This window comes from Microbacterium sp. USHLN272 (assembly GCF_037149655.1).
Taxonomy (GTDB): domain Bacteria; phylum Actinomycetota; class Actinomycetes; order Actinomycetales; family Microbacteriaceae; genus Microbacterium; species Microbacterium galbinum.
Genome location: NZ_JBBCRA010000001.1, coordinates 1,790,926 through 1,810,734, shown reverse-complemented (window position 1 = coordinate 1,810,734; position 19,809 = coordinate 1,790,926). Strand labels below are relative to the sequence as shown.

Here is a 19,809-nt window from a genome sequence, read left to right as displayed (position 1 = left end):
GATCAGTCCGCTCGCGCGGAGTGACACCTCAGTGACCGCCACCACCACCATCGCACCGGGCGCCGCAGACCTGCGGCGCCCGGTGCTGGTGCGCACGCTCTGGCTTCTCGCCGGAGTCGTCCTCCTGCTGGTCCTCAGCATCCTCTCGGTGTCGTTCGGCGTGCGCGCCGTGTCGTTCGACGACATCGTCGCCGCGTTCAGCGGCCACAGCGACACGATCGAGCAGGCCGCGATCGTCAAGCGCATCCCGCGCACGGTGCTCGCTCTGCTCGTCGGCGCCGCGCTCGCTCTCTCGGGTGCCACGATGCAGGCCGTCACCCGCAATCCGATCGCCGACCCCGGCATCCTGGGCGTCTCGAACGGCGCATCGCTCGCCGTCGTCATCGGCATCGCCTTCTTCGGACTGGCCAACCCCTACGGGCAGATGGCCTTCGCGATCGTCGGTGCCGCCGCCGCGGCGACCTTCGTCTACACGATCGGGTCGCTCGGCCGCGGCGGCGCGACCCCCCTCAAACTCGCCCTGGCGGGCGCCGCCACCTCGGCCGCGTTCGCCTCGCTCATCAGCGCCATCATGCTGCCGCGGGTCGATCTGCTCCAGACGTTCCAGTCGTGGCAGGTCGGTGGTGTCGGTGGCGCCGAGTGGCCGCGCATCGCCCTCACCGCCCCGGTGCTCCTCGTCGGCGCCCTCACCTGCTTCGCCAGCTCGCGGGGCATGAACTCGCTCGCGCTGGGCGACGACATGGCCAAGGGCCTGGGCGAGCACGTCTTCCGCACCCGGATGCTGTCGGCCCTGGGTGCCGTGATCCTCGCCGGCGCCGCCACCGCCATCGCCGGTCCGATCGGGTTCGTCGGCCTCGTCATCCCCCACGTCTGCCGCATGCTGATCGGCACCGACCATCGCTGGCTGCTGCCGTTCTCGGCGGTCGCCGGTGCCGCGCTGCTGACCGCGAGCGACATCGTCGGCCGCGTGATCTCGCCGTCGTCCGAAGAGATCCAGGTCGGCATCATCACCGCGATCATCGGCGCCCCGTTCTTCATCTGGATCGTCCGCCGTCAGAAGGTGCGTGAGCTGTGACCACGACCGACCGCACGAACTCCTCGGGAAGCACCGGCCCCGCCGCCACTCCCGATCACACGCTCGACCGCCCGGTGCAGACGGCATCCGCCCGCGTCGCCGCCATCGTCGCCGGGCGCCGTGCGCGCCACCGCCGCCACGCCAGCGCGACGATCGTGCTCGGCATCCTCGTGTTCGCGCTGTTCGCCGTCGCGCTCATGGTCGGCAACACCTTCTACACGCCCGACGAGGTCATCCGCGTGATCCTCGGCGAGACCGTGCCCGGGGCCTCGTTCACGGTCGGCGACCTGCGTCTGCCGCGCGCGGTGCTCGCGATCCTCACCGGTTTCGGATTCGGCATCGCAGGCGTGAGCTTCCAGACCCTGCTGCGCAACCCGCTCGCCTCGCCCGACATCATCGGCATCTCGGCGGGGGCGGGCGCGGCGGCCGTGTTCGGCATCATCGTGCTGTCGCTCAACGGCCCGGTCGTCTCCGTCTTCGCGCTGGCGGGAGCCGTGCTCACCGCGCTCGTGATCTACCTGCTCTCGATCAAGGGCGGCTTCGCGGGCACCCGGCTCATCCTGATCGGCATCGGCGTCGCCGCCATGCTGCAGAGCCTCATCTCGTACATGCTCTCGCGCGCCGCGAACTGGGACATCCAGACGGCGATGCAGTGGCTCACCGGTAGCCTCAACAACGCCTCGTGGGAGCGGGTGCTGCCGATGGCGATCGCCGCAGCCGTGATCGTTCCGCTGATGCTGTCGCAGGGGCGGGCGCTGGGTGCCCTGCAGCTCGGCGACGACTCGGCATCCGGCCTCGGCATCCGCGTGAACGTCACCCGCCTGCTGTTCATCCTCGGAGCCGTCACCCTGCTCGCCTTCGCGACCGCCGCGACGGGGCCGATCGCCTTCGTCGCGTTCATGGCCGGTCCGATCGCTGCACGCATCACCGGCCCCGGCGCGAACCTGCTGCTGCCCAGCGCCTTCGTCGGCGCCGTGCTCGTGCTCGGCAGCGACCTGATCGCCCAGTTCCTGCTCGGCACCCGCTACCCGGTCGGCGTCGTCACCGGCGTGCTCGGCGCTCCGTATCTGATCTACCTGCTCATCCGCACCAACCGCTCGGGAGGATCGCTGTGACCGTCTCGCACAGCCTGTCGGCCGAAGGGGTCACCCTCTCCTACGGCGACCGCACCATCATCGACGGCCTCGACCTCACGGTCGCGCCCGGCAAGATCACGACGATCGTCGGGGCGAACGGATGCGGCAAGTCGACGCTCCTGCGCTCGCTGGCGCGCCTGCTCTCGCCGGCCGCCGGCCAGATCGTGCTCGACGGAAAGTCCGTGCATGCGCGACCCACCAAGGAGGTCGCGCGCATCCTCGGACTGCTGCCGCAGTCGCCGGTCGCCCCCGAGGGGATCGCCGTCGCCGACCTCGTCGGGCGCGGGCGGCATCCGCATCAGAAGACGCTCGCCCGCTGGAGCGCCCACGACTACGAGGTCGTCGCCGATGCGCTCGACGCCACCGGGGTGACCGAGCTCGCCGACCGCAGCGTCGACGAACTGTCGGGCGGACAGCGCCAGCGCGTGTGGATCGCGATGGCACTCGCGCAGGAGACCGACATCCTGCTGCTCGATGAGCCCACCACGTTCCTCGACGTCGCCCACCAGGTCGAGGTGCTCGACCTGCTCACCGATCTCAGCGTCGCCCGCGGCACCACGATCGTGATGGTGCTGCACGACCTGAACCTCGCCGCGCGCTACGCCGACGAGCTCGTGGCGATGAAGGAGGGGCGCGTGCACGCGATCGGCGCCCCGGCCGAGGTTGTCACCGCCGAACTCGTCGAAGAGGTCTTCGGCCTCGCCAATCAGATCACCATCGACCCGGTCTCCGGCAAGCCGATGGTCACACCCATCGGGAGGCACCATGTCCGCTGAGACCACCACCACCGAGAAGCCGGCGTACATCCTCGCCCGTGCCGAGGTGCGCCGGGTCGAGCGCGTCTCGCCCAACTTCGTGCGGGTGACCTTCGGCGGCGCGGACCTCGACGAGTTCGGCACGCCGGGCGGGGTGTTCGACGCCCGCATCAAGCTGATCTTCCCGCCGGCATCCGGCATCCTGCCCCCGCTGGAGCGCGACACCCCCGACTGGTGGGCGTCGTTCCTGGCCGTGCCCGAAGACGAGCGCGGAACCATGCGCACGTATTCGATCCGCGACCTGCGGGTCGATCCGGCCTCGGGCGACACCGAGGTCGACATCGACTTCGTGCTGCACCTCGCGCCCGGCCTCACCGGTCCCGCGTCGCGCTGGGCGAGCGCGGCCGAAGCTGGCCAGGAGCTCATCATCATCGGACCGCGTCGCGGCGTGGTCGCGGGCGGCGGTACCGAGTACCGACCCGGCGATGCGCCCTCGGTCGTGCTGGTGGGCGACGAGACCGCGGCCCCCGCGATCGCGCGCATCCTCGAAGACGCCCCGCGCGACCTGCGCGGCACGGCGTTCATCGAGGTGCCGTCGGCGGCCGACGAGCTCGCGATCGACGCTCCCGCCGGGGTCGAGGTGCACTGGTTGGCGCGCGACGCCGACCAGGCCCACGGGCTCCGGGTCATTCCAGCGGTGCTCGCGCACCTCGGAGACGCGGATGCCTCGGACGAGATCGCGGTGAAGGACATCGAGAGCGACGATCTGCTGTGGGAGACGCCGGCGTACTCGGGGCTCGGCGAGGAGATCGCGGCGTCCGACGCCCCCGGCGATCGGTACTTCTGGATCGCCGGCGAGAGCGGTGTGGTCACGACCCTCCGCCGTCACCTCGTGAAGGACCTCGGCATCGACCGCGGCCAGGTGGCGTTCATGGGCTACTGGCGCCGCGGCGTCGCCATGCGCGGCTGAGTTTGCGAGGCCGCCCCACAAGCGCACTGACCGGTGCGAAATGTCGGATATGGCGGTCCAGAACCGACGTTTCGCACCGATCGATGCAGAAGTCCCGCCACCCGGATGGGCGGCGGGACTTTCGCTGGGCCGGACGGATGCCGTGCGGCGGCGTTACTTCGCGAGGAAGTCCTTCAGCGCCGCGTTGACCTCGTCGGCGTGGGTCCAGAGGAGGCCGTGCGGGGCGCCCTCGACCTCGACGTACTCGGCCGCGGGAACCGCCTGGTGGAAGCGGCGGGCGGTGGCGTCGATCGGGAGGATGTTGTCCTTCGTGCCGTGCAGGATCAGCGTGGGCTTCGCGGCGGCGGCCACGGCCTCGACGTCGGCGCGGAAGTCCTCGATCCACGACGAGACGACGGCGTAGGCGGCGACGGGCGCGCTGCCGATCGCGACGTTCCAGCTGCCGGTGACGGCCTCCTGGCTGATGCGCGATCCGAGGTTCTCGTCGAGGTTGTAGAAGTCGTTGTAGAACTGCGTGAACCAGGCGAAGCGGTCACCCTTGGCAGCGGCCTCGATGCCGTCGAAGACGTCCTGCGGCACACCCTCGGGGTTGTCGTCGCGCTGCACGAGGAAGGGCTCGAGCGAGGCGAGGAAGGCGAGCTTCGCGACGCGGTCGGAGCCGTAGCGGCTGACGTAACGGGCGAGCTCTCCGGTGCCCATCGAGAAGCCGACGAGCACGACGTCGCGCAGGTCGAGGGTCTCGAGCACGGTGTTGAGGTCGGCGGCGAAGGTGTCGTAGTCGTAGCCGACGTTGACCTTCGACGATCCGCCGAAGCCGCGGCGGTCGTACGTGATGACGCGGTAGCCCTGGGCGAGGAGTTCGCGGGTCTGGCGCTCCCAGCTGTGGCCGTCGAGCGGGTAGCCGTGGATCAGGACGACGGGCTGACCCGAACCCTGGTCTTCGTAGTAGAGCTCGATCGGGGTGCTGTTCTCGTTCCCGACGGTGATGTAACCCATGATCCTGATCCTTTCGGTTCGGTGAGAACGATCGTTCTCGCCTGATGTGATCAATCTAGAGAACGATCGTTCTCGTGTCAAGTAGACTTCTCCCATGACCGAAGACGAGGCACGCGAACGCATCCTCTCCGCCGCCGAGGAGCTCTACTACCGCAAGGGATACGCGGCCGTCGGCATGGACGAGCTGCGCCAGTCCGCCGGCGTGTCGCTGCGCCGCCTCTACGGTCTCTTCCCCGCGAAGAACGACATCGTCGCGGCGGTGCTCGAGCGCAAGCACGGCGAGTGGGAGTCCGGCCTGACGGCCGCCGTGACGGATGCCGGGGGCGACCCCCGCGCCCGCCTGCTCGCCGTCTACGGGTACCTCGAGGACTGGTTCTGCACCGATGACTTCCGCGGCTGCGCGTTCATCAACGCGTTCGGCGAGCTCGGCGGCACGAATCCCGAGGTCGCCGAGATCGTGCGCTCGCACAAGGCGTCGTTCCAGGAGTACATGTCGGGCCTCGTCGCGAGCACGGGCGCCTCGCCCCTGCTCGCCGCGCAGCTGTCGATCCTTGCCGAGGGTGCGCAGAGCACGGCGGCCATCTCTGGCGACGCGGCGGTCGCGGCCCAGGCGCGGGGTGCCGCCGAGGTGCTGATCGACGCGGCGGTTGCGGCCTGACTCCGGCCGATTCTCGAAGCTCAGCGCGGCCGGCCCAATTCGCTAGCCAGGCTAGACAAGTGCCAGGCGAGAGTCAAGGCCCCTGCGGTGGCGCCGACCCCTCGGTATCGTCCGGGTCATGGAGTCACAGACGAAGGGCATCGCCCGACAGAGCCTGATCATCGCCGCGGCATCCTTCATGCTGATCGCGGCCGCCGTCGGCGCCGGAGCGTTCGGCGGAGCATCCGTCGACGATCTGCAGGACGGCGCGCTCTCGGCGCAGGGGTCGTACCTCGCCCCGGCCGGCCCCGCGTTCTCGATCTGGTCGCTGATCTACATCGGCCTGCTCGCGTACACGGTGTGGCAGGCGCTGCCCGCGCAACGGGCGGATGCTCGGCAACAGGCCGTCGGCGGATGGATCGCCGCATCGATGGTGCTGAACGGTCTCTGGTTGGTGACCGCGCGGTTCCTGACGCTGTGGCTCACGGTGCTCGTGATCGCGCTGCTGGTGGCGGTGCTCGCCCGGGTGATCGTGCTCCTCGGGCGGTTCCCCGCGAAGAACCTCGCCGACCGCATCCTCACTGACGGCGCCAACGGCCTGCACTTCGGCTGGGTCACGATCGCGACCGTGGCGAACACCGCGGCGTGGTTCACCCAGATCGCCCCGGCGGACTGGGCGGATCAGGCGGATGTCTGGGCTGTCGCCGTGCTCGTGGTGGTGGCGGTCATCGGTGCCGCGGCGGCACTCGTGACCGGCCGCATCGCCCCGGCGCTGGCGACGGCATGGGGCCTCGTCTGGCTCGCCATCGGACGCTTCACCGACGCCCCGGAGAGCGTGCCGACCGGCATCGCGGCCCTCGTGGTCGCCGTCGTGCTCGTGCTCGCCGGCGTGATCGGGGTCGTGCGGGGGCGGGCGGCTCGCTGAGACATCACTTCGGTATCGTGTGCGCATGGCCACCGACAAGAAGACATTCACCACGGCGATCGGCGTCGACGTCAAGGGCGAGACGTGGAGTTGCGTCGAGATCCCGGATTCGGCCGAGTTCTTCGGCACGGGGAAGACCGTCAGGGTCGATGCCGTGGTCGACGACCTCATCCTGGAGAACGTCGGTGCGATGGTCACGGGAACCGGCGGTCACATGGTCTCGCTGAGCGCGAAGGTGCGCAAGGCGCTCGGCAAGGACATCGGCGACGAGGTTCAGGTGACCGTCACCCCGCGATAGCGCGGTTCAGACGACGAGGCGGTAGCCCATCCCCGACTCGGTCAGCAGGTGCACGGGCGCGCTGGGCTCCTGCTCGAGCTTCTTGCGCAGCTGCGACATGTACAGCCGCAGGTAGCCGGAGTCGGAGACCTGCTCGCTGCCCCAGATCTCTTTCAGCAGGTCCTGGCGGGTGACGAGGGCTCCCGGATGCCGCGACAGATGCTCGAGCATCCGCCACTCCGTCGGGGTGAGGTGCACGCGCGATCCGCCGCGCGTGACGGTCTTGGTCGCGAGGTCGACGACCACGTCGCCGAACGCCACGGTCGACTCGCCGCCGGCCGGAACCGCGCGCCGCGACAGCGCACGGAGGCGGGCGAGGAGCTCGTCGACCTGGAACGGCTTGGTGACGAAGTCGTCGGCCCCGGCATCCAGCGCCTCGACCTTGTCGGCCGAGCCCGTGCGTCCCGAGACGACGATGATGGGAACGTTCGTCCAGCCGCGCAGGGCCTGGATCACCTCGATGCCGTCGAGTCGCGGCATGCCGAGGTCGAGCATGATGAGATCGGGGTGGGTCTGGGCCGCGGCGGCGACCGCGGCGGCACCGTCGGCCGCGACGACCACCTCGTATCCGTGCGCGGCGAGCGTGATGCGCAGCGCCCGCACCATCTGCGGATCGTCGTCGGCGATGAGGAGCTTCACTCCGTGTCCTCCGTGTCGGCGCCGGCCAGCGGCAGTGAGATGACCATCGTGAGGCCGCCCCCGGGGGTGTCCTCGGGAGTCAGGCTACCGCCCATGCCCTCGGCGAAACCGCGTGACAGGGCGAGTCCGAGACCCAGGCCGGTCGTGTTGTCGGTGTCGCCGAAGCGCTGGAACGGCTGGAAGATGCTGTCGCGCCGCTCCACCGGCACGCCCTCGCCGCGGTCGATGATGCGGATCTCGGCCCGCTCTCCTAGGGCGCTCGTCGACACGAGCACGCGGGTTCCGGCGGGGGAGTGGCGGTGCGCGTTCGCGAGCACGTTCACGATCACGCGCTGCAGCAGCACCGGGTCGGCCTGCAGGGCGGGGAGAGCCGGATCCAGGGCGAGCTCGACGTCGGCCGGCCCGAGACCGAGTTCGTCGACCGCGGCGAGGATGGGGCCGGTGGCATCGAGGCGCGTCGATGAGACCGCGAGCACGCCCGCTTCGACCCGGCTGACGTCGAGCAGGTCGGTGACGAGGGTCGAGAGGGTCGCGAGACTCTCGTCGGCCGTGGCGAGCAGCTCGGCGCGGTCGTCGGGCGAGAGGTCGTGGGCTCCGCGCAGTCCGCCGATCGCCGCGACCGCCGAGGCGAGCGGGCGGCGCAGATCGTGGCTGAGCGCCGAGAGCAGGGCGCTGCGCACCTGGTCGGTCTCGGCCAGTGCGGCGGCCTCCTTCGCCGTCTCGCGCAGCCCGGTGTGCTCGATCGCGGCCGAGAGCTGCGCCACGATCGCATCGAGCAGGCGCCGGGCCGGGGCGTCCAGCGCATCGCCGCTGAGTTCGAGCACGGCGTGCGACGCGCCGACCTCGACCGTCGTGGTGCGACCGTCGGCAAGGGGTTCGCCGTCGCTGGCCAGCACCTCGCCCTCGGCCGTGAGCAGTCGCACGCCGCTCAGCCCGAACGCCTCGCGCGTGCGGCTGACGAGCGCCAGCACGGCGTTGTCCCCGCGCAGCACGTTGCCCGCGACGGCCGCGAGCAGTTCGGCCTCGGCGGTCGCTCGCTTGGCGGTGCGGGCGCGGCGGGCGGCCTGGTCGACGATGATGCTCACGAGGATCGCGATCACGACGTAGAGCGCGAGGGCGAGCACGTGCAGGGGGTGCGCGACGGTGATCGTGAACAGCGGCGCGACGAACAGGAAGTCGAGGGTGATGCCCGACAGCACGGCCGCGAACACGGCGGGACGGATGCCGCCGATCAGGGCCACCACGACCACGAGCAGTTGATACGCGAGCACCTCGGAGGTGATCGACTCGGGGCTGCGGAATGCGAACATGATCCACGACAGCAGCGGCCCGAAGGCGAGCGCGACCGCGAAGCCGAGCAGTTGCCGTCGCCAGCCGAGTGCCCCGCCGGTGATCCGGGGGAGGGCGATGCGTCCGCCGGCGGCGGCGTGCGTGACGATGTGCACGTCGATGTCGCCCGAGCGGCGGATGACCTCGGAGCCGATGCCCGGTCCGGTCAGTGCCGCCATCAGCCGCCCGCGCCGGCTCACGCCGATGACGAGCTGCGTGGCATCCGCTCCCTGCGCGAATTCGACGAGGGCGCCGGGGATGTCGTCGCCGATGATCTGGTGGAAGCTGCCGCCGAGAGATTCGACCAGCGCGCGCTGCGCCGCGAGTGCGCCGGGGGTCTCGTCGCGCAGGCCGTCCTGCGTGGAGATGTGCACCGCGAGCAATTCGCCGCCCGCCGAACGTGCGGCGATGCGGGCACCGCGACGCAGCAGGGTCTCGCCCTCCGGGCCTCCGGTCAACGCCACGACCACGCGCTCGCGCGCCTGCCAGGTGCCCTCGATGCCCTGCTCGGCGCGGTAGCTGCGCAGGGCGCTGTCGACCTCGTCGGCGAGCCACAGCAGGGCCAGTTCGCGCAGCGCCGTGAGGTTGCCCAGCCGGAAGTAGTTCGAGAGAGCGGCGTCGATGCGCTCGGCCGGGTACACCAGACCCGCCGAGAGGCGGTCGCGGAGGGTCTGCGGGGCCAGGTCGACGACCTCGATCTCGTCCGCGGCCCGCACCACGGCATCCGGGATCGTCTCCTGCTGCGCGATGCCGGTGATCTTCTCGACCACCGCGTTGAGCGATTCGATGTGCTGCACGTTCACGGTCGTGACGACGTCGATCCCGGCATCCCGGATCGCCTCGACGTCCTGCCAGCGTTTCGGATGCCGCGAACCCGGAACGTTCGTGTGCGCGAGCTCGTCGACCAGGGCGATCTCGGGCCGGCGGGCGATCACGGCGTCGACGTCGAGCTCGGTGAGCGCGACGCCCCGGTGCTCGGTGGTGCGCCGCGGCACTTCGGGCAGACCGATCGTCTGGGCGAGGGTCGCGGCACGGCCGTGGGTCTCGACGACCGCGATCACGACATCGCGGCCGTCGTCGAGCAGGCGTCGCCCCTCGGCGAGCATCTCGAAGGTCTTGCCGACGCCGGGGGCCGCGCCGAGGAGAACGCGGAGACGGCCCCGCCGCTCTCGTGTCATTCGCCCTCCCGCTCATCGAGCGCGAGATTGAGTTCGGCGACGTTGATGCGCTCTTCGCCGAGGAATCCCAGATCCCGCCCTTGAATCCTAGACTCCACGAGCTGGCGCACCGTGCCTTCGTCGAGGTCGCGCGCTGCCGCCACCCGCGGCACCTGCAGCAGGGCGTACGCGACGCTGATGTGCGGGTCGAGTCCCGAGCCGGATGCCGTCACCGCGTCGGCCGGCACCTCGGCGGGGCTCACGCCCTCGCGCTCGGCGATGGTGGCTGTGCGCTCCTCGATCGCGGCGATCAGGTCGGCGTTCTCGGGGCCGAGGTTGCTGCCGCTGGAGGCCGCGCCGTCGTAGCCGTCGCCGGCAGCGGAGGGGCGGGACTGGAAGTACTCGGGGAGGGCGTCGCCGTCGGCATCCGTAAAGGACTGGCCGATCAGCGCGCTCCCCTTGTCGTCGGCGAGGGGTGAGCCGTTCGCCTGCGCGGGCAGGATCAGCTGGCCGATGCCGGTGACGACGAGCGTGTAACCGACGCCGAGCACGAGGGTGAGGACGAGCATCGCGCGGACGGCGACGCCCGCGGTGCGGACGGTGGTGCGGGTGGACGACATGAGGGGGGCCTTTCAGAAGCCGGGGAGGAGGCTGACGACGAGGTCGATCAGCTTGATGCCGATGAACGGGGCGATCACGCCGCCGAGCCCGTAGACGAGCAGGTTGCGCTGCAGGATCTGCGAGGCGCTCGCGGGGCGGTACTTCACGCCGCGCAGCGCCAGCGGGATGAGGAACACGATCACGATCGCGTTGAAGATGATCGCGCTGGTCACGGCGGATGCCGGGGAGTGCAGTTGCATGACGTTGAGCACCGCGAGGCCGGGGAAGACGCCCATGAACATCGCCGGGATGATGGCGAAGTACTTGGCGATGTCGTTCGCGAGCGAGAACGTGGTGAGGGCGCCGCGTGTGATGAGCAGCTGCTTGCCGATGCGCACGATGTCGATGAGCTTGGTCGGGTCGGAGTCGAGGTCGACCATGTTGCCGGCCTCCTTCGCTGCCGACGTGCCCGTGTTCATCGCCACGCCGACGTCGGCCTGCGCGAGCGCCGGAGCGTCGTTCGTGCCGTCGCCGGTCATCGCGACGAGACGACCGCCCTCCTGCTCGCGCCGGATGAGGGCGAGCTTGTCTTCGGGGGTCGCTTCGGCGAGGAAGTCGTCGACCCCGGCCTCGGCGGCGATCGCCTTCGCGGTGAGCGGGTTGTCGCCCGTGATCATGACGGTGCGGATGCCCATGCTGCGCAGCTCGTCGAACCGCTCGCGCAGGCCGTCCTTGACGATGTCCTTCAGGTGCACGACGCCGAGGATTTCCTCCTTGCCGGTCCCTGGGCCTGTCGACGGGCCCTTCACCGCGACGACGAGGGGCGTTCCGCCGCTGGAGGCGACGGCATCCGTCAGCTCGTCCAGGAGCGGGGTCCCTGAGCCTGTCGAAGGGCCCCCACTCAGCCACGCCCGCACCGCGGAGCCGGCGCCCTTGCGGATCTGCGTGCCGTCGGCGAGGTCGAGGCCGCTCATGCGCGTCTGCGCCGTGAACGGCACGACGACGGCATCCGTCTGCTCGTCGATGCGGATGCCGCGGCTCGCCGCCAGATCGACGATCGACGCGCCCTCGGGCGTGGGGTCGGCGAGCGAGGCGAGAGCGGCGACGCGCAGCAGCTCGTCGGCGTCGACCCCGGGCAGCGGCAGCACCTCGTGGGCGCGGCGGTTGCCGTAGGTGATCGTTCCGGTCTTGTCGAGGAGGAGCGTGGTGACGTCTCCGGCGGCTTCGACCGCGCGGCCCGACATCGCGAGCACGTTGCGCTGCACGAGGCGGTCCATTCCGGCGATGCCGATGGCCGAGAGCAGCGCGCCGATCGTCGTCGGGATGAGGCACACGAGCAGGGCGATGAGCACCGGGATGCTGACCGGCGACGCCGCGTACGACGCGATCGGATTGAGGGCGAGCACGACGATCACGAACACGATCGACAGGCTCGCGAGCAGGATGTTCAGCGCGATCTCGTTCGGAGTGCGCTGACGGCTCGCACCCTCGACGAGTGCGATCATGCGGTCGACGAACGTCTCGCCCGGCTGGGAGGTGATGCGCACGACGATCCGGTCGGACAGCACGCGCGTACCGCCGGTGACGGCGCTGCGATCGCCGCCCGACTCGCGGATCACCGGGGCGCTCTCGCCCGTGATCGCCGACTCGTCGACGGTCGCGATGCCCGCGACGATGTCGCCGTCGCCCGGGATGAGCTCGCCCGCCTCGACGACCACGAGGTCGCCACGCTGCAGTTCGGCCGACGAGACGCTCTCGGTCGCCGTCTCCGCGTCGAGAAGTCGGGTCCCTGAGCCTGTCGAAGGGCCCCCCGCGAGAACCCGTCGCGCCATGGTGCTCGTGCGGGTCTTGCGCAGGCTCGCGGCCTGCGCCTTGCCGCGGCCCTCGGCGACCGACTCGGCGACGTTCGCGAAGAGCACGGTGAGCCACAGCCACACGGCGATCCCGGCGGTGAACGGCGCGGGCACGGGGGTGCCGCCCGACTCTCCGGGGCCGCCGAGGAACGGCTCGGCGATCGCGAGCACGGTCGTGAACGCGGCGCCGACCCAGACGATCAGCATCACGGGGTTGCGCACGAGGGCGGCGGGATTGAGCTTGCGCAGCGCACCGGGCAGGGCGGCGGCGAGCTGCGGCCAGCCGAACGTGCGCGGCTTCTTGTCGGCGGACGGGGCGGATGCCGCGGCATCCGCTTCTCGAGTGGTGATGAGTGTCATGGTCAGACGAGTCCTTCGGCGAGCGGGCCCAGGGTGAGCACCGGGAAGTAGGTGAGCGCGGTGACGATGACCGTCACGGCGAGGAGCAGGCCGACGAACTGCGGCCGGTGGGTGGGCAGGGTGCCGACGGTCTCGGGCACCTTCTCCTGCGCGGCGAAGGAACCTGCCAGGGCGAGCACGAGAACGATCGGCAGGAAGCGCCCGAGCAGCATCGCCACGCCGAGCGCGGTGTTCAACCACGGGGTGTTGGCGGTGAGACCGGCGAACGCCGAGCCGTTGTTGTTCGCCGCCGACGTGAACGCGTAGAGCACCTCGCTCATGCCGTGCACACCGGGGTTCAGGATGCTGGTGGCCTCGACGTCCGCCCGGATGCCGGGGATCGCGAAGCTCAGCGCCGTGCCGAGGAGCACGAGGGTCGGCGTGACGAGGATGTACAGGCTCGCGAGCTTGATCTCCTTCGGGCCGATGCGCTTGCCGAGGTATTCGGGCGTGCGGCCCACGAGCAGCCCGCCGACGAAGACGGCGAGGATCGCGAGGACGAGCATTCCGTAGAGACCCGATCCGACGCCACCGGGGGCGACCTCGCCGAGCATCATGTTGAGCATCGGCATCATGCCGCCGAGCGCCGTGTACGAGTCGTGCATCGAGTTGACCGCACCGGTGGAGGTGAGGGTGCTCGCGCTGCCGAACAGGGCCGAACCCAGGATGCCGAAGCGCACCTCCTTGCCCTCCATCGCGGCTCCGGCGAGCTCGGGGGCGGTGCCGCGGCCGGCGAGTTCGAGGGCCGAGAGCGCGAACGTCGAGACGAGGAAGATCGTGCCCATCACGGCGGCGATCGCGTAGCCCTGGCGGTGGTCGCCCACCATGCGGCCGAACGTGCGGGGGAGCGCGAACGGGATCGCGAGGATCAGCAGGATCTGCAGCAGGTTGGTGAACCCGGTGGGGTTCTCGAAGGGGTGCGCGGAGTTGGCGTTGAAGAAGCCGCCGCCGTTCGTGCCGAGCAGCTTGATGGCCTCCTGCGAGGCGACGGGTCCGCCCGGAATCGTCTGCGGGTTCCCCGCGACCGTGGTGATGTCGGTGAAGCCGGCGAAGTTCTGCACGACACCGCCCGCGAGCAGGGCGAGCGCCGCGAGGATCGAGATCGGCAGCAGCAGGCGTCCGAGTCCGCGGATCAGGTCGACCCAGAAGTTGCCGATCGTGGTCGAGCCGCGGCGGGCGATGCCGCGGATCAGCGCGACCGCGACCGCGAGGCCCACCGCCGCCGACACGAAGTTCTGCACCGTGAGACCTGCGAGCTGCACGGTGTAGCCCATGGTCTGCTCGGGCGAGTACGACTGCCAGTTGGTGTTGGCCACGAACGACGCCGCGGTGTTGAACGCGAGGCCCTCGGGCACGGCGGGCAGGCCGAGCGACTCGGGCAGGAACGCCTGCAGTCGCTGCAGTCCGTAGACGAGCAGCAGACCCACGAGCGAGAACGCCAGCACGCTGCGGGCGTAGGCCCGCCAGGTCTGCTCGGATGCCGGGTCGACGCCGATCACGCGGTACACGCCGCGCTCGACGCGGGCGTCGCGCGGGCTCGTGAAGACGTGGGCGATGTAGTCGCCGAGCGGGCGGTAGAGCAGCACGAGGGCGACGATGAGGACGGCGGCCTGCAGCGCGCCGAACCAGATCTCGGCGCCCATCAGATGCGCTCCGCCGCGACGAGGGCGATCACGAGGTAGACGACGGCCGCGGCGGCGAGGGCCGCGGCGATGATCTCGAAGACGATCACAGCTTCTCCACCCCCTTCGCGGCGAACGAGACGAGGGCGAACAGCGCGAGAGTCAGCGCGAGGTAGAGGATGTCGAGCACGTCACCGATACAACTCCGCTCGCGCAGGTCTTCACCGGTTCCTCACGGTTCCCCTACGTGCCTCGCGCGGATGCATGCGGTTTGCTGACGGCATCCGCTCGGGGTGCTCAGAGCACGGGACGCCGGCGATGATGACCGGTGAGCTCCTCGAACGCCTGCGCGGCGAGCAGCAGGTCGACGTCGCGACCGGGTGCCGCCACCAGCTGCACCCCGACCGGCAGTCCGTCGGGGGTGAAGCCCGCCGGCACCGACACCGCCGGGCAGCCGGTCGCCGAGATGATCGTCGAGGCGCGCATCCACTCGAGGTAGTTCTTGAGCCGCACGCCGCCGGCCTCACGGGGGAACTCGAGCCGGGCGTCGAACGGGGCGACCTGTGCCGAGGTCAGCACGAGCAGATCGTGCGTCGTGAAATACGACTCGACCGCGGAGGCCAGACGGCATCGCGCCTCGTCGGCGGAGAGCAGATCGTCGACCGTGAGGGCGAGGCCGAGTTCGGTGTTCCAGACGACGGCGTCCTTGATCTCGTCGCGATGCTCGCGCACCAGCGTGCGGTAGTCGGCGGCGAAGTCGTACGCCCGGGTCACGCGGAAGACCTCGTCGGCATCGCGCAGGTCGGGGATGACGTCGTCGACCTGCGCGCCGGCGCCCGCGAAGACGCCCACGGTGGAGCGGACGACCGCGTCAACCTCGGGGTTGACGGGGAGGAGTCCGTCGAGGTCGCTCGAGAAACCGATGCGGAGCCCCGCCAGGCCGGCACCCGCGACATGGCGCTCGGGGTGGGTGAACTCCGGACGCTCGAAGACCGAGCCGGACTCGGGTATCGACAGCGGCGCCCCCGCCGCCGGGCCGCTGGCAACCGACATCAGGAGTGCGATATCGCCGACGGTCCGCGCCATGAATCCGGGCTGGGCGAGCCACTCCCAGGGGTTCGCGGGCAGCGCATGCGGGATGCGCCCGTTGGTCGGGCGCATCCCGACGATGTTGGTGAACGACCCCGGTGTCCGCAGCGACCCTCCCATGTCGGATCCGTCTCCGGATGCCTGGATGCCGGCGGCGATCGCGGCTGCGGCTCCTCCCGACGATCCACCCGCCGAGCGGGTCGTGTCCCACGGGTTGACCGTCGTGCCGAAGACCTCGTTGAACGTGTGCGAGCCGGCCGTGAACTCCGGCACGTTGGACTTCCCGCTGGTGATCACTCCGGCAGCCCGCATTCGCCGGATGATCAGGGCGTCCTGGGTCGGGACGTTGTCGAGGAGCAGCGCCGAGCCTCGGGTGGTCGGCAGTCCGGCCACGTCGGTGGACTCCTTGTGCGTCATCGGCACACCGTGCAGGGCGCCGAGGGGCTCTCCTGCCGCCCTGCGGGCATCCGCGCGCTCTGCGCGATCGGCGGCGCGATCGTCATCCCGGGTGACGATCGCATTGAGCGCCGGATTCACGGCATCCCTTCGGGCGAGATGGTCGGCGAGCGCCTCGCGCGCCGAGATCTCGCCCGAGGCGATGCGCGCAGCCAGCTCACGCGTGCTCAGCCAGGTCAGTTCCGATTCGTAGGCGACGTGCGAGCTCACGAGCGCTCCTCATGTTTCGTGGAAGTATCGCTTCTGTTCCGGCTTTCGAACATACTGTACGTTTAGAAAATCGTAAACGTAAGGTGAACGGACCCCCACTACTCGAGGAGGAGTTTTATGAAAGGTCTGTGGAAAGCCGCAATCGCGACGACAGCGGTGTTCGCCGTCGCACTCACGGGATGCTCGAGCGGCGGATCGGATGACACCGCCGATTCCTCGCGCGAACTCGTCATCGGATCCGCCGATCCGGTGCCCGATCTCAACCCCGGCCGCCAGAGCAACGTCTACGGCCTCATGATGTCGATCTTCAGCCCGCTCACGTTCATCGATGCCGGCGGCGAGCTCAGCTATGTCGCCGCCGAGTCGGTCGAGAGCGACGACAAGACAACCTGGACGATCACACTTCGCGATGGCTGGACGTTCCACGACGGCACGCCGGTCACCGCTCAGGACTACGTCGACAGCTGGAACGCGGTCGCCCTCGGGACGAACGCGTTCGCGAACTCGGGTCAGCTCGCGTCCATCGAGGGCTACGCAGACCTCAATCCCGCGGAGGGCGAGCCGATCGCCGACAGCATGTCGGGTCTCGAAGTGGTCGACGATCACGTCTTCACGGTGTCGCTGAGCCAGCCCGACAGCCAGTTCCCCGTGCAGCTGTCTCAGGCTCAGACGGCCTTCTACCCGATGCCTCAGAGCGCCTTCGACGATCTGGCGGCCTACGGGAAGAAGCCGATCGGCAACGGTCCGCTCGCGCTCACGACCGAATGGGTCGAGGGTGAACCGCTCGTCGCCGAACGCTTCGACGACTACGAGGGCACGGAGCCGACGGTCGACAAGATCACCTGGGTGCCCTACAGCGATCGTCTGACGGCGTACACCGATGCGCTGGCGGGCAATCTCGACCTCACGGCGCTCCCGGCCACCCGGTCTCTTCAGGTGTCCGGCGACTTCGACGAGAAGAACATCTACAGCTTCTCGGCCCCCGGGATGAACTACCTCGGCATCCCTTACTGGGACGAGCGCTACTCCGACGTCCGTGTACGCCAGGCGATCTCGATGGCGATCGATCGAGAGGCCATCAACGAGGCGATCTACGGCGGGCTCAACACGCCGGCCACGGCCTGGACACCGGCGGTCATGCCCGGCAACCCCGACGGCGTGTGCGGCGAGTACTGCGAGTACGACCCGGATGCCGCCGCCGCGCTGCTCGAGGAGGCCGGCGGATTCGAGGGTGAACTCACGATCCATTTCCCCGGTGGGGCAGGTCACGAGGACCTCTTCAACGCGATCGCGAACTCCCTGCGGCAGAACCTCGGTATCGAAGCCGTCGCGCGGCCCTCGGTCGGATGGGCGGAGTTCGGCGAGGCCAGGAACACCCAGGCGCTCGACGGGCCCTTCTTCTCCCGTTGGGGCGCCCTCTACCCGAGCCAGCAGTCGACCCTGCGGGCGATGTTCTCGAGCGCTCCGGTGTGCAACAACTGCGGCGGCGCTCTCGATCCCGAGGTGGATGCCGCGCTGAAGCAGGCGGATCTGACCGGCGGCGAGGACGGCACGGCGTATGCGCAGGTGCAGGAGCTCCTCGCCGAGGACTTCCCGATCGTGCCGCTGTTCGACGAGTCGTACAACTACGTCACGTCTGATCGCGTTCAGAAGGTGACCGCGTCGGGCGTGGGCGAGCCCATTCTCACCGCGATCGTCCTCGCCGACGACTGAATCACCGGGCCCCGCATATGTGGAGATTTCTCAGCCGGCGACTGCTGGAGCTCGTCATCGTCTTCTTCGGCGTCACGTTCGTCATCTACTGCGCGGTGTTCCTGCTGCCCGGTGATCCGATCGAGGCGCTGGGCGGCGAGCGCCCCCTCCCCGAGAGCGTGCAGCAGCAGCTGCGCGAGCAGTACGGTCTGGATCAGCCGATCTGGCAGCAGTATCTGAACTACCTCGGAGGGCTGTTCCAGGGAGATCTCGGCACGACCTTCACCGGCCAGTCGGTGAGCGAGCAGATGGCGAGCCGCTGGCCGACGACCATCACTCTCGCCCTCACCGCGTGGGGGCTGACGGTCCTGATCAGCGTCGTCCTGGGGCTGGTCGCCGGGCTGCGTCAGGGGTCGGCGATCGACAAGTCGGTGCTGCTGGGCACCATCATCGCCGAATCGGTCCCGGTGTTCGTCATGGGCATCACCGCCCAGTACGTGTTCGGCATCATGCTCAAGTGGACACCCATCGCCGGAGTCGGCGATGGGTGGCCACGAGCATTCATCCTGCCCGCGCTGATCATCGCCATCTACGGATTGGCGGGGGTGTCGCGCCTCATGCGCGGCAGCGTGATCGACACGATGCAATCGGACTTCGTCCGCACGCTCCGTGCCAAGGGCCTCTCGCGTCGGGACATCGTCGGGCTGCACGTCACCCGCAATGCCGCAGCACCCGTGGTCAACGTGCTGGCGATCCAACTGGGCTCGTTGCTGGGCGGGACGGTGGTCATCGAGGCGATCTTCAACATCAACGGCGTCGGCCAGTTGCTCTACAAGGCCATTCAGGATCAGCAGGGCACGGTCGTCGTCGGCGTCGCCACCACGCTCGTCCTCATCTTCCTGGTCACCAATGTCGTCGTCGACGTCATCTCCTCGCTCCTCGACCCCAGGATCCGCAATGACTGAGCCTGCGACCGTCGCCATCGACGGCAACTTCGACCGCGCGACCACACGCGGACTCTGGGCGACGCTGCGCGGACGCGTGCAGTTCTGGGTGAGTGTGGCTCTCCTCGGCTGCCTCGCGATCATCGCCGTCGCACCGGGGTTCCTCTCCGGACTCTTCGGTCAGAGCGATCCCCGGGCGTGCGATCTGCTCGCGTCCAACCGTCCTCCCGGGCCGGGGCATCCGTTCGGCACCGACGTGCAGGGATGCGACGTCATGGCCAACGTGCTCTTCGGCACACGCACGTCGCTCTTCATCGGCCTGACGACCACCGCGATCTGCCTCATCGTGGCCGTCGTCCTGGGAACGCTCGCCGGGTACCGCGGAGGCTGGGTCGACTCGCTCATCGCCCGCGGCGCCGACGTCGTCCTGGGCTTCCCGTTCCTCCTCGGCGCGATCATCGTGCTCAACACGGCGCCCGACCGCACGCCTCTGCTGCTCTCTGCCGTGCTGGCCTTCTTCTCGTGGCCGACGTTCGCGAGACTGATCCGCAGTTCGGTCAAGGAGGTGCGCGAGCGCGAGTTCGTCCAGGCGGCGCACGCGCTGGGCTTCTCGCAGTTGCGCGTGGTGCTGTCGCACGTCCTGCCGAACTCCCTCGCCCCCACCCTGGCGATCGCCGCGACGATGGTCGGTGGGGTCATCGGGGCCGAAGCCACGCTGACATTCCTCGGCGTCGGCCTGGTGCCGCCGTCGATCTCCTGGGGGGTGCAGCTGTCGACCGCGCAGTCGTACTTCCAGCTCGCTCCGCACACGGTGGTGTTCCCCAGCATCTTCCTGACCGTCACGGTGATCAGCCTCATCATGCTCGGCGACGCGCTCAGGGATGCCCTCGACCCGCGGGGACGATCATGAGCGGCGATGGACGGGCACCGACGTGCCGCATCGTTAGCCTGTGGGAATCACGCGGACGACGCCGGACGTCGCCGCAGA

General features: G+C 69.7%; 18 protein-coding genes. 10 read left to right on the top strand and 8 right to left on the bottom strand.

What is annotated here, in order from left to right:
- Nucleotides 1-31: 31 nt before the first annotated feature.
- Genes WFJ97_RS08695 through WFJ97_RS08680 form a run of 4 tightly spaced genes read left to right on the top strand, consistent with a single transcriptional unit; the run spans nt 32 to nt 3,936 of the window.
- Nucleotides 32-1,075 carry a FecCD family ABC transporter permease gene (locus tag WFJ97_RS08695; protein ID WP_336641181.1) on the top strand — a complete coding sequence of 348 codons (1,044 nt, stop codon included), beginning with the start codon at nt 32-34 and terminating at the stop codon, nt 1,073-1,075.
- Nucleotides 1,072-2,190: a FecCD family ABC transporter permease gene (locus WFJ97_RS08690; protein ID WP_336641180.1), complete on the top strand. Its 1,119-nt coding sequence runs from the start codon at nt 1,072-1,074 to the stop codon at nt 2,188-2,190. The genes WFJ97_RS08695 and WFJ97_RS08690 overlap by 4 nt, the downstream gene beginning before the upstream one ends.
- The gene (locus WFJ97_RS08685; protein ID WP_247623728.1) at nt 2,187-2,987 is read left to right on the top strand and encodes an ABC transporter ATP-binding protein; all 801 of its coding nucleotides are present in this window, start codon (nt 2,187-2,189) and stop codon (nt 2,985-2,987) included. The genes WFJ97_RS08690 and WFJ97_RS08685 overlap by 4 nt, the downstream gene beginning before the upstream one ends.
- Nucleotides 2,977-3,936, top strand: coding sequence for a siderophore-interacting protein (locus tag WFJ97_RS08680; RefSeq protein ID WP_336641179.1), 960 nt, complete (start codon nt 2,977-2,979; stop codon nt 3,934-3,936). The genes WFJ97_RS08685 and WFJ97_RS08680 overlap by 11 nt, the downstream gene beginning before the upstream one ends.
- A gap of 153 nt (nt 3,937-4,089) precedes the next feature.
- Here WFJ97_RS08680 and WFJ97_RS08675 read toward each other — a convergent pair whose 3' ends face one another.
- Nucleotides 4,090-4,932: an alpha/beta fold hydrolase gene (locus WFJ97_RS08675; RefSeq protein ID WP_336641178.1), complete on the bottom strand. Its 843-nt coding sequence runs from the start codon at nt 4,930-4,932 to the stop codon at nt 4,090-4,092.
- Nucleotides 4,933-5,026: 94 nt separating this feature from the next.
- Between WFJ97_RS08675 and WFJ97_RS08670 the strand changes: the two genes are divergently transcribed.
- The 3 genes from WFJ97_RS08670 (at nt 5,027) to WFJ97_RS08660 (ending at nt 6,792) form a co-directional block, all read left to right on the top strand.
- Nucleotides 5,027-5,590, top strand: a complete 564-nt coding sequence (locus WFJ97_RS08670; RefSeq protein WP_247623725.1) for a TetR/AcrR family transcriptional regulator — start codon at nt 5,027-5,029, stop codon at nt 5,588-5,590.
- Nucleotides 5,591-5,708: 118 nt separating this feature from the next.
- Nucleotides 5,709-6,494, top strand: a complete 786-nt coding sequence (locus WFJ97_RS08665) for a tryptophan-rich sensory protein (RefSeq protein WP_336641177.1) — start codon at nt 5,709-5,711, stop codon at nt 6,492-6,494.
- A 25-nt stretch (nt 6,495-6,519) separates the two neighbouring features.
- Nucleotides 6,520-6,792 carry a DUF1905 domain-containing protein gene (locus WFJ97_RS08660; RefSeq protein ID WP_336641176.1) on the top strand — a complete coding sequence of 91 codons (273 nt, stop codon included), beginning with the start codon at nt 6,520-6,522 and terminating at the stop codon, nt 6,790-6,792.
- Between the two features lie 6 nt (nt 6,793-6,798).
- On the opposite strand, the gene WFJ97_RS08655 is transcribed toward WFJ97_RS08660, so the two are convergent.
- From WFJ97_RS08655 to WFJ97_RS08625, 7 genes are all read right to left on the bottom strand, one after another.
- On the bottom strand, nt 6,799-7,470 hold the full coding sequence (locus WFJ97_RS08655) for a response regulator (RefSeq protein ID WP_282185384.1): 672 nt from the start codon (nt 7,468-7,470) through the stop codon (nt 6,799-6,801).
- Nucleotides 7,467-9,977: an ATP-binding protein gene (locus WFJ97_RS08650; protein WP_336641175.1), complete on the bottom strand. Its 2,511-nt coding sequence runs from the start codon at nt 9,975-9,977 to the stop codon at nt 7,467-7,469. The genes WFJ97_RS08655 and WFJ97_RS08650 overlap by 4 nt, the downstream gene beginning before the upstream one ends.
- A complete protein-coding gene (kdpC, locus tag WFJ97_RS08645; RefSeq protein WP_336641174.1) occupies nt 9,974-10,576 on the bottom strand; it encodes a potassium-transporting ATPase subunit KdpC in 603 nt (200 codons plus the stop codon). Before kdpC ends, WFJ97_RS08650 begins: the two co-directional genes overlap by 4 nt.
- A 12-nt stretch (nt 10,577-10,588) precedes the next feature.
- On the bottom strand, nt 10,589-12,769 hold the full coding sequence (kdpB, locus tag WFJ97_RS08640; protein ID WP_336641173.1) for a potassium-transporting ATPase subunit KdpB: 2,181 nt from the start codon (nt 12,767-12,769) through the stop codon (nt 10,589-10,591).
- A gap of 2 nt (nt 12,770-12,771) precedes the next feature.
- Nucleotides 12,772-14,451, bottom strand: coding sequence for a potassium-transporting ATPase subunit KdpA (gene kdpA / locus WFJ97_RS08635; RefSeq protein ID WP_336641172.1), 1,680 nt, complete (start codon nt 14,449-14,451; stop codon nt 12,772-12,774).
- A complete protein-coding gene (locus WFJ97_RS08630; protein WP_247623718.1) occupies nt 14,451-14,540 on the bottom strand; it encodes a potassium-transporting ATPase subunit F in 90 nt (29 codons plus the stop codon). Before WFJ97_RS08630 ends, kdpA begins: the two co-directional genes overlap by 1 nt.
- Nucleotides 14,541-14,727: 187 nt before the next feature.
- On the bottom strand, nt 14,728-16,185 hold the full coding sequence (locus tag WFJ97_RS08625) for an amidase (protein WP_336641171.1): 1,458 nt from the start codon (nt 16,183-16,185) through the stop codon (nt 14,728-14,730).
- A gap of 117 nt (nt 16,186-16,302) precedes the next feature.
- Here WFJ97_RS08625 and WFJ97_RS08620 point away from each other — a divergent pair, with 117 nt between their 5' ends.
- Genes WFJ97_RS08620 through WFJ97_RS08610 form a run of 3 tightly spaced genes read left to right on the top strand, consistent with a single transcriptional unit; the run spans nt 16,303 to nt 19,731 of the window.
- The gene (locus WFJ97_RS08620) at nt 16,303-17,898 is read left to right on the top strand and encodes a peptide ABC transporter substrate-binding protein (RefSeq protein WP_336641170.1); all 1,596 of its coding nucleotides are present in this window, start codon (nt 16,303-16,305) and stop codon (nt 17,896-17,898) included.
- A gap of 17 nt (nt 17,899-17,915) precedes the next feature.
- Nucleotides 17,916-18,842, top strand: a complete 927-nt coding sequence (locus tag WFJ97_RS08615) for an ABC transporter permease (protein ID WP_336641169.1) — start codon at nt 17,916-17,918, stop codon at nt 18,840-18,842.
- Entirely contained in the window at nt 18,835-19,731 is an 897-nt protein-coding gene (locus WFJ97_RS08610) for an ABC transporter permease (protein ID WP_336641168.1), read from the top strand. The genes WFJ97_RS08615 and WFJ97_RS08610 overlap by 8 nt, the downstream gene beginning before the upstream one ends.
- The last annotated feature ends 78 nt before the right edge of the window (nt 19,732-19,809 follow it).